The organism is Ancylobacter amanitiformis (assembly GCF_030814815.1).
Lineage (GTDB): Bacteria > Pseudomonadota > Alphaproteobacteria > Rhizobiales > Xanthobacteraceae > Ancylobacter > Ancylobacter amanitiformis.
Window position 1 is genome coordinate 20861 of sequence record NZ_JAUSVR010000030.1, and the last position, 8841, is coordinate 29701.

Consider the following 8841-nt stretch of genomic DNA (forward strand, 5'->3'; position numbering starts at 1 on the left):
TTGGCTGATGATCCCGGCCGTTCCGAAGGAATGGTCCAAGGGCGCAGTAATACGTCGCTGCCGCGACGCCCTGCTTCACCCCCGGCCACCAGCCGCCGCTCCCGCCGAACACACCTGTTCGTCCTCGTCCGGGAGCCTGCGCCGTCTTGGCCATCACGCATTTCACGCCCCAGCTCATCTCGCGCGGCTCCGGCCGCAGCGCGGTGCTGTCGGCGGCGTATCGCCATTGCGCGCGGATGGAGCACGAGGCCGAGGGGCGGATTGCCGACTATTCCGCCAAGCGCGGGCTGCGGCATGAGGAATTCCTGCTGCCGCCCGGCGCGCCGGAATGGGCACTCCGCCTGATCGCCGATCGCTCGGTCGCAGGGGCCGCGGAAGCGTTCTGGAACGCCGTCGAGGCCTTCGAGAAGCGCTCTGACGCGCAGCTCGCCAAGGAATTCATCATCGCGCTGCCGGTCGAGCTGTCGGTGGACCAGAACATCGCTCTGGTGCGCGCGTTCGTCGAGACACAGGTGCTGGCCCGCGGGCAGGTCGCGGACTGGGTATTCCACGACGAGCCGGGCAATCCGCACATTCACCTGATGACGACGTTGCGACCGCTGACTCCGAAGGGGTTCGGGTCGAAGAAGGTCCCGGTGATCGGTGAGGACGGGCAGCCGCTGCGCAATGATGCCGGCAAGATCGTCTACCGGCTCTGGTCCGGCGAGAAAGCCGAGTTCCTCGAACAGCGCGAGGGTTGGCTCGACCTCCAGAACAGGCATCTGGCTTTCGCCGGGCTCGACATCCACGTCGACGGTCGCTCCTACGCTGAGCGCGGCGTCCATCTCGTTCCGACGACCCATATCGGCGTGGCGGCGAAGGCGATCGACCGGAAGGAAGGGGCGGCCGGGTGGTCGCCCAGGCTGGAGCGTGTTTCGCTCCACGAGGAGCGGCGGGCCGAGAACCGCGAGCGTATCCTGCACCGGCCGGAGATCGTGCTCGACCTCGTCACGCGCGAGATGAGCGTCTTCACCGAGCGCGACATCGCCAAGGTGCTGCATCGCTATGTCGACGATGCCGGCACCTTTCGGCAGCTCCTCGCGCGCATCCTTCAGAGCCCGGACGTGCTGCGGCTGGAAGCTGAGCATATCGGCTTCGCAAGCGGTGTACGTGAGCCCGCTCGGTACACGACGCGCGAACTGATCCGGCTCGAAGCCGAGATGGCCAATCGCGCCATGTGGCTCGCCGCGCGATCCTCGTATGGCGTTCGCGAGACGGTGCTCAAGGCGGCGTTCCAGCGTCATGCCCGGCTCTCGGAAGAGCAGCGCGTGGCGATAGCCCATGTCGCCGGCGACGGACGGCTGGCCGCTGTCGTCGGTCGCGCCGGTGCCGGCAAGACCACGATGATGAAGGCCGCACGGGAGGTCTGGGAAGCGGCCGGTTATCGCGTGGTCGGCGCCGCGCTTGCCGGCAAGGCGGCCGAGGCCCTTTCGAGCGAAGCTGGCATATCCTCCCGTACGCTTGCTTCATGGGAACTGGCGTGGAGCAAGGGACGCGAGGCGCTCGACAACAGATGCGTATTCGTGCTCGACGAAGCCGGCATGGTGTCGTCGCGACAGATGGCGCTCTTCGTCGAGACCGTGGTGAAGGCTGGTGCCAAGCTAGTGCTCGTCGGCGATCCCGATCAGCTCCAGCCGATCGAGGCCGGTGCTGCGTTCCGCGCCATCGCCGAGCGCACCGGATATGCCGAACTCGAGACGATCTATCGCCAGCGCGAACAATGGATGCGCGAGGCCTCGCTCGATCTCGCGCGGGGCAATGTCGCCGCAGCGCTGAAGAGCTACGAGGCGAACGGCAAGCTGCAGCCACGCACACTCAAGACCGAGGCCATCGCGGCGCTGATCGAGGACTGGGACCGCGATTATGATCCGGCGAAATCGACGCTGATCCTCGCCCATCTCCGGCGTGACGTGCGTGCGCTCAATGACATGGCGCGGGCGAAGCTGATCGAGCGCGGCCTCATGGAGGAGGGCCATGCCTTCCGTACCGAAGATGGACATCGCCGCTTCGCTGCCGGCGACCAGATCGTCTTCCTCAAGAACGACGCGGCGCTCGGCGTAAAGAACGGCATGATCGCCCATGTCGTCGAGGCGCGGCCGGGCGGGTTCAAGGCCATGGTCGGCGAAGGCGAATACCGTCGCCATGTCGATGTCGGCCAGCGCTTCTACGCCCATGTCGACCATGGCTATGCGACTACCATCCACAAGTCGCAGGGCGCGACGGTCGACCGGGTCAAGGTGCTGGCCACTCTCTCGCTGGACCGACATCTCTCCTATGTGGCGCTGACCCGCCATCGCGAGGATGTCGGCCTCTACTATGGAGCGCTTTCCTTCAAGAAGGCCGGCGGCCTCACGCAGATCCTGTCGCAGCGGAAGCCTAAGGAAACCACGCTCGACTATGAGCGCGCCGGTTCCTATCGCGCCGCTCTGCGCTTCGCCGAGGCGCGCGGCCTGCATCTCGTCCGCGTCGCCCGCACGCTCGTCACTGAGCGGCTGTGTTGGACCATCCGGCAGAAGGACAAGCTCGCCCGTCTCGGCGGCCGCCTCGCCGTGGTCGCTGCCCGGTTCGGCCTCGGCGTCTCCTCGAAAAACACCATCCCGCAAACGAACAAGGAGGCCAGACCCATGGTCGCGGGCGTCACCGCATTCGCCAAATCGATCGACAAGGCCGCCGAGGACAGGCTCGCCGCTGATCCCGCCCTATCGAGGCAATGGGAGGAGGTCTCGACCCGCTTCCGCTTCGTCTTCGCCGAGCCGGAGAGCGCGTTTCGCAAGGTCGAGGTCGACGGCATGATCAGGAACGTCGACACCGCCAAATCCACCCTGTCGAAGATCGCCAATCAGCCCGAGACCTTCGGCACCCTGAATGGCAGGACCGGCCTTCTCGCCAGCCGGGCCGACAAAGAGGATCGCGAGCGCGCCACGCTGAACGTGCCGGCGCTCGCCCGCGATCTGGAACGGTATCTCACCCTGCGCGCGGAGGCCGAGCGTAAGCACGAGACCGAGGAACGCGCGGCACGCATGAAGGTCGCCGTTGAAATCCCGTCACTGTCGCCGGCAGCGAAGAATGTGCTCGAGCGTGTGCGCGACGCGATCGACCGAAACGACCTTCCCGTCGCGCTGGCCTTCTCCCTTGAGGACAAGATGGTCAAGGCCGAGCTCGAAGGGTTCGCCCGGGCGGTCAACGAGCGGTTCGGCGAGCGGTCCATGCTTGCCAACAGCGCGAAGACGCCGGACGGCCCAGCCTTCGAGAAGCTCGCGGCTGGCATGAACGCTACCCAACGCGACGAGCTGAAATCGGCCTGGCCGACAATGCGCACGGCGCAGCAACTCGCCGCCCAGCAGCGCACCGCCGAAGGGCTGAAGCAGGTCGAGGCGATGCGCCAGGGGCAGCGACAGGGGTTGTCGCTCAAATGACGGTCGGTGCGCGTGCGGATATCGGAAAGGCAGACGGAAGGAGGAGCGGCGAAACGCGGCGGCGTGCACTCACGATGCTCGTCGGCGGCGTGGTCGTGATGGCGGTGATCGCTGTCCTGGGCGGGCTCGGCGGATTGCGCATCAACCTGACGCCGAGCGAGCCGCTCGGGCTGTGGCGGATCGTGCCGCTCGATCGCCCCGTCGCCATCGGCGATCTCGTCTTCATCTGTGCGCCGCCGGGGCCGGTCTCGGCCTTCGGCCTCGAGCGCGGATATTTCCGGCGGGGCTCATGCCCGGGCGGCGCCGGGCCGCTCATCAAGACCGTCGCGGCGCTCGCCGGCAGCCGCATTGAGGTCGGCACCGATGTCGTGATCGATGGAGCCGCCCTGCCCCGCTCCAAACTGATCCTACGCGACGGCGCCGGGCGCGCGCTCACCCCCTGGACCGGCGGCATCGTTCCGGCTGGCCAGATCTTCGTTCATTCCCCTTTCGCAGGTTCCTATGACTCCCGCTATTTCGGGCCGCTCCCGCAGACGGGTCTTCTCGGCCTTGCTCGGCCCCTGCTCACATTCGAGCCCTGATCGCTGGCGTGCGATCTGTCTCACGGCCGCGGCCACCGTCATCGGCTGGATCGCATGGTCCGGGCACGTCCTGGCGCTGCCGCTCGCTCTGCTGTTTCCGCTGCTGTGGGCGTGTTCGCCGACCCGCAACGCAGCGGTGGCCGTGTCGATGGGGTATTTCCTGGCCGCGTCTCGCGGCCTGCCCCAAGGGATCGCGACCTTCTTTGGCGCTTCCGTCTGGGCCGGAATCCTGCTCTGGCTGCTGGCCTCACTCTCCTTCGTCGCCGTGCACGCTGTATTCTGGACTTCGCGGCCGGGATGGCGCCGGGCGCTACGCTATCTCTTCGCGGCGGTGCTGATGGCGGTCCCGCCCTTCGGTATCTTCGGCTGGGCGCAGCCGATCACCGCGGCCGGTGTGCTCTTTCCCGGATGGGGATGGTGGGGCGTGCTCGCCACGACGGCTAGCCTGGCTGTCATGACCACGCGGTTCCGGCCTGCCGCCGTCATCGCCTTGGGAGGCTTCTGGCTCTGGTCCGTGGCGAGCTGGACAAGTCCGACGCTACCGGAAGGATGGACCGGCGTCGACACGCGATTGGGCGCGGCCCTCGGACGCGATGGCGCGCTTGAGCGGCATCGCCAACTCCTGAGTCTCGTCAGCACGCGCATAGGGGAGGGCGCAAAGGTCGTGGTGCTGCCCGAGAGCGCGCTCGGCTCGTTGACCCCGACGGTGGAGCGGTTCTGGCTGGATGCGCTCACCAACCTCGACGTCATCGTCATCGCCGGCGCGACGGTTCTCGACCGCGACGGCTACGACAACGTCATGGCCGAGACTGGGCCGCGCGGCGGCGGGATCCGTTATCGCGCGCGCATGCCCGTGCCGATTTCGATGTGGCAGCCCTGGCGTGCCTGGTTCAGCTCGAGCGGCGGCGCGCGGGCAACCTTCTTCGGCGAGCCCGTGATCGAGGTCGCCGGCCGTGGCGTCGCGCCGCTGATCTGCTACGAACAGCTCCTGGTCTGGCCGGTCCTGCAGTCGGCGCTGCATCGTCCGGATGTGATCGTCGGCATCGCCAACGCCTGGTGGGCGACACAAACCTCCGTGCCATCGATCCAGATCGCCAGCCTTAAAGCCTGGTCGCGCCTGTTCGGCATTCCTCTCGTTACCGCCTTCAACCGCTGAACAGGATCCCGCCCATGGCTTTCGATGCCGATCTTCTCCGGAAATGCGCCGACCCCTCTCTGGAGCCCGCGATCGTCGAGCAGTTCGTGCGGCAAGGGGGTTCGCCTGATCCGCTCGCGGTCACCGTCCGAAGCGGTAACCGCATCATTCTCGTGTCGCCGGCGAAGACATCCGAGCAGGCGCTCGCGCTCGTCCGCGAACATGTCAGAAAGGCCGTGGTGCGGGTCGGCGTCACGCAATTCCCCGCCGGCATCGGCATCCGGGACGCCTCCGAGCTTAACCCCGCCCTGGTCGACCCTTGCGAAAACATCCGCATGGGCACCGCCCTGTTCGGGAAGGTCTGGCGGATCGTGTTCAAATGGTACGGCAACCCGACCTCCGAGGAGGTCATGCCACAGGTGCTGGAAGACGCGCTCCATGCCTGGCAGACGGGCCAATTCGAGGGAGCGGCGGTATTCAGTGCGCCAGATCCTGGCGAGCCCAAGGCGGCCAAGCAAAGGCGGGAGGATGTGCCGCAACTCTCGCCGGCGACAGCTCCTGCGCCGTCGGATGCGTCAGCCGTAGATCCCAACAAGGCCGCTATCCGCGTCGACCTGTCCGGGATTGGAGGGAAGGCGCCATAGGGCACGGCGCCCTATTCCACGATGATATCGCGCGTCAGCAGCTCGGATTCCAAGAAGCGCAAGCTGCGCAGGTCTATCGAGACATAGATCTTCAGGCGGGCATGGATGCGCGACGACGTTTCCAGTTCGGTTGGAATAATGTCGTCATCTTTATCGCGCAACTCTTTTTCGTCGAAGTAGCGCACCTTCGCGTCGAGAGTCGCGTTCACCTGAATGATCAGACCGATCTTGGAGTCATCGAACGCGGCGACGTCATATTCGTCGAGGCTGACAATCTCGTTCAGCTCGGTGGAGACGACGTTCCCATCGGTCAGTGGGCCGTAATAGACGAAATCGACGAAATCCAGATCGGCCTCGATGGCAGCTGTCACCTGATCATCGAAACCGGGCGACGCAAAAATCTCATCGACGAGCGCCTCGATGTCGCCTGCTTCTCCTGCCGCAGTGGCGGCAGCTGCAAGGACCTCGTCCAGAGTTTGCAATGGAATGAGGGGGGCGTGGCTCTCGGCAGCACGACGAAGGGCAGCGTCTCCGCTGACAACATACATGGAGATGTCGTTGCTCGTGCAATAGCGGGCGATGCCTTCGACAACGAAGGCGTCGGGAAATTCCTTGCTGCCTCTCTGCTCGAAGGGAGCGAGGCCTGCGAAATATCGTTCGAAGACGATCCGCGCTGGCGTGTCCAGAGCGAGAACCGAATGGCCACGCAGTCGCGTGATCAATGTGTTGAGAAAACCCTTCCATGCGGCGTCCGCAAGTTGCTGGGCGTCGATCTCCCTTACCGTGTCGTTCGGTCGCCCCGCGATCTGCGAGATGCGGTTGAAGTCGCGGGCGAGGCGCTTCGCTTCTGCCGCTTTGGCAACGACCTCCTCGGTGAGCTGGCGCTGGATCTCCGCAAGCGTGATGTCGGTGAAGTGCAGTACGATCCGGCCCGCGTCGATCTCCTTCGCGAGCAGCGCGAATTGCGTGTTGGAGATGTTGAATCCGGCACGGCGATAGACCTCCGTGTCGAGGAAAACATGGCGGGTCCGCAGTGGCTCGGTTGCTTTGCGGGCAGGCTTGCTCATGAGGCAGCAATGTCGGTCTGGCCGAAATCATTGCCCTTGAAGAGAAGCGGCTCACCCGTCGCTTTCGCCAGCGCATAGGCGAAGCAGTCGCCATAGTTCAGCCCGGCCTTGTGCCGGCCCTTGCCGAAGTCGAGAAACGCCTGCCGGGCAAGTTCGCCATGTTCGATCGTGACCGGCTCGATGGCGATACCAGCGCGACGAAAGAACACCTCCGCTTGCCTCATGCCTTCCGGGCCGAGCTGGTTCTCGATCACCATCGAGAGCTCGACATAATTCGCCACGCTGATGCGGCAGATGTCGGCATCGTGGATGCGCTGGGCAAACTCCTCCGCCTCGTCCTCCCGGTAGAGGATTGCGACCATGGCCGAGGTGTCGATGATCATTTCGGGAGACCGTGCTCGTCATAGAGAAGGTCCGCATGATCGGCATACGGCCGCTTCACATGCGCGGCTGCGCGGTCGGCGATCGCCAGAAGCTCCAGCACGCTGGCCTTGCCCTTGCTGCGCTCGATCCGTTCATACCGCTCGCGCAGGGCTTCCGTGACGATGCGCGTCATGCTTTCCCCGGTGACGCGGGCGATTGCCTGGGCCAGCCGATGCGCTTCCGGGTCCTTGACGTTGAGGCTCATGCTGTCTCCATTTCTAGATAAACGGAATTCATTCTACCATTCTACCCATTTCGCCCTGTAAGACAAGGACGCAGTTGTGAGGGGGAAGCGCCATCGGGTCTGCGGCAATCCCAACCGAAGCGGCCTACTGCCGCCAAACTTCTCGCGAAGGCACGGGTCCGCCAATGGCGTCGTGCTGACCGCCGGCGTGGCGGGAATCGACGCCGGACAATTGCGGGCCCGGCGGCGGCCAACTCTGCCTGGTGCGGACGGCGACTGGCGAGGTGGCCGTCGTCAATGGCACGGGGCCCACCCCGCGCGCCATGGGCCGGGCGGCTAATGACGGCGGCGGCAGCGTCACCGTGCCCGGCATCGTCGATGCATGGGCGCGGATGAGCCGCCGGTGGGGCGCCTGCCGCTCGATTGCCTGAAGGCGCCGCTGACAAACACCCGAAGCCCTTCATCTGGCGCGCCGATCCCAACGCTATCGTCGCCGCACGTAGCCGCGGCTCGTGCTGGTGATGTCGACCCCTGTCGGTTGGCGTAGCGAAGCCGCGACGCCTGCAGGTGGTCCAGTACGCCGCCGTCCGCGCCCACTACCATTTGTCGAGGAAGATTGGAAAAAACTGGCTTTTGAATTCGCCACTCTGATGGTTAAAACTCAGCTGCAAGAAAACGAGGTGCCACTCGGAGGATCGTAGTGAAGCATTGGATTGAGAGGCTTACCGACCTGACGGCGATAGGAACGGACGAAACTGATCTCAAATCGGCGCTGACAGATCTGGCAGAATCATTTGGCTTTGGCGGGTACGCCTATTTGCACATGCAAATGAACAATACGTTTGCCATTTCAAATTATTCTAATGAATGGCAGCGCGTTTACTTCAGCGAGAGGTACGCCGGCGTTGATCCCGTCGTGGAGCGGGCACGGCGGCTCAGGCGAGCTTTCTCCTGGGACGGCGAGGCGGATCGCTCGCGCCTGTCGAGGGAACAGCGCTCCTTCTTCTCGCACGCCGCCGACTTCGCGATCCGGTCTGGATTTACCATTCCGGTCACCACCGCGAACGGCTTCATGTCGATGTTCACGCTGGCATCCGACAAACACAGGATCGACCCTGAAAGGGATATTGACGCCATCGCGGCCGCTGCCGCTGTGGGGCAGCTTCATGCGCGCATTGCGCATCTGCAGGCGACACCGACGATCGAAGAGCACGCATGGCTCGATGCAAAGGAGGCCGCCTATCTGCGCTGGATCGCCCTAGGAGACATACCCATAAACGGGCTTCCCCGCGGGCCGGGGTTCTGATTCATTGATCTCAGCCCTGGAGGTTGAGATGGCTCGCTTTGACCTG

General features: G+C 64.9%; 8 protein-coding genes and 1 pseudogene. 6 read left to right on the forward strand and 3 right to left on the reverse strand.

Annotated features, from left to right (window positions below):
- Window positions 1–146 precede the first annotated feature (146 nt).
- From traA to QOZ99_RS21630, 4 genes are read left to right on the forward strand one after another with little or no spacing between them, the layout of a single operon-like run.
- Window positions 147–3455, forward strand: a complete 3309-nt coding sequence (traA, locus tag QOZ99_RS21615; RefSeq protein ID WP_306892061.1) for a Ti-type conjugative transfer relaxase TraA — start codon at window positions 147–149, stop codon at window positions 3453–3455.
- Window positions 3452–4036 (forward strand): conjugative transfer signal peptidase TraF, encoded by a 585-nt coding sequence (traF, locus tag QOZ99_RS21620; RefSeq protein WP_370876909.1) that lies wholly within the window; start codon window positions 3452–3454, stop codon window positions 4034–4036. The genes traA and traF overlap by 4 nt, the downstream gene beginning before the upstream one ends.
- Window positions 4005–5192 carry a conjugal transfer protein TraB gene (locus QOZ99_RS21625; RefSeq protein WP_306892062.1) on the forward strand — a complete coding sequence of 396 codons (1188 nt, stop codon included), beginning with the start codon at window positions 4005–4007 and terminating at the stop codon, window positions 5190–5192. The genes traF and QOZ99_RS21625 overlap by 32 nt, the downstream gene beginning before the upstream one ends.
- A 14-nt stretch (window positions 5193–5206) precedes the next feature.
- Complete coding sequence (locus QOZ99_RS21630; RefSeq protein ID WP_306892063.1) at window positions 5207–5815, forward strand: TraH family protein; 609 nt, start codon at window positions 5207–5209, stop codon at window positions 5813–5815.
- Between the two features lie 11 nt (window positions 5816–5826).
- On the opposite strand, the gene QOZ99_RS21635 is transcribed toward QOZ99_RS21630, so the two are convergent.
- The 3 genes from QOZ99_RS21635 to QOZ99_RS21645 are packed head-to-tail and all read right to left on the reverse strand — an operon-like array spanning window position 5827 to window position 7510.
- Entirely contained in the window at window positions 5827–6882 is a 1056-nt protein-coding gene (locus QOZ99_RS21635; RefSeq protein ID WP_306892065.1) for a PIN domain-containing protein, read from the reverse strand.
- Window positions 6879–7265 (reverse strand): type II toxin-antitoxin system VapC family toxin, encoded by a 387-nt coding sequence (locus tag QOZ99_RS21640; RefSeq protein WP_306892066.1) that lies wholly within the window; start codon window positions 7263–7265, stop codon window positions 6879–6881. Before QOZ99_RS21640 ends, QOZ99_RS21635 begins: the two co-directional genes overlap by 4 nt.
- Window positions 7262–7510 (reverse strand): type II toxin-antitoxin system VapB family antitoxin, encoded by a 249-nt coding sequence (locus tag QOZ99_RS21645; protein WP_306892067.1) that lies wholly within the window; start codon window positions 7508–7510, stop codon window positions 7262–7264. Before QOZ99_RS21645 ends, QOZ99_RS21640 begins: the two co-directional genes overlap by 4 nt.
- Window positions 7511–7725: 215 nt before the next feature.
- On the opposite strand from QOZ99_RS21645, the pseudogene QOZ99_RS21650 reads away from it, so the two are divergent.
- Together QOZ99_RS21650 and traR are read left to right on the forward strand one after the other, a co-directional pair.
- Window positions 7726–7920 (forward strand): annotated as a pseudogene (locus QOZ99_RS21650) (hypothetical protein); the annotation flags it as partial.
- A gap of 269 nt (window positions 7921–8189) precedes the next feature.
- Window positions 8190–8795: an autoinducer-binding transcriptional regulator TraR gene (gene traR / locus QOZ99_RS21655; protein ID WP_306892068.1), complete on the forward strand. Its 606-nt coding sequence runs from the start codon at window positions 8190–8192 to the stop codon at window positions 8793–8795.
- Window positions 8796–8841 lie beyond the last annotated feature (46 nt).

Coding starts and splice junctions, on each gene's coding strand:
- traF (WP_370876909.1), top strand. CDS start 3,452: ATGACGGTCGGTGCGCGTGCGGATATCGGAAAGGCAGACGGAAGGAGG.
- QOZ99_RS21630 (WP_306892063.1), top strand. CDS start 5,207: ATGGCTTTCGATGCCGATCTTCTCCGGAAATGCGCCGACCCCTCTCTG.
- QOZ99_RS21645 (WP_306892067.1), bottom strand. CDS start 7,510: ATGAGCCTCAACGTCAAGGACCCGGAAGCGCATCGGCTGGCCCAGGCA.
- QOZ99_RS21640 (WP_306892066.1), bottom strand. CDS start 7,265: ATGATCATCGACACCTCGGCCATGGTCGCAATCCTCTACCGGGAGGAC.
- QOZ99_RS21635 (WP_306892065.1), bottom strand. CDS start 6,882: ATGAGCAAGCCTGCCCGCAAAGCAACCGAGCCACTGCGGACCCGCCAT.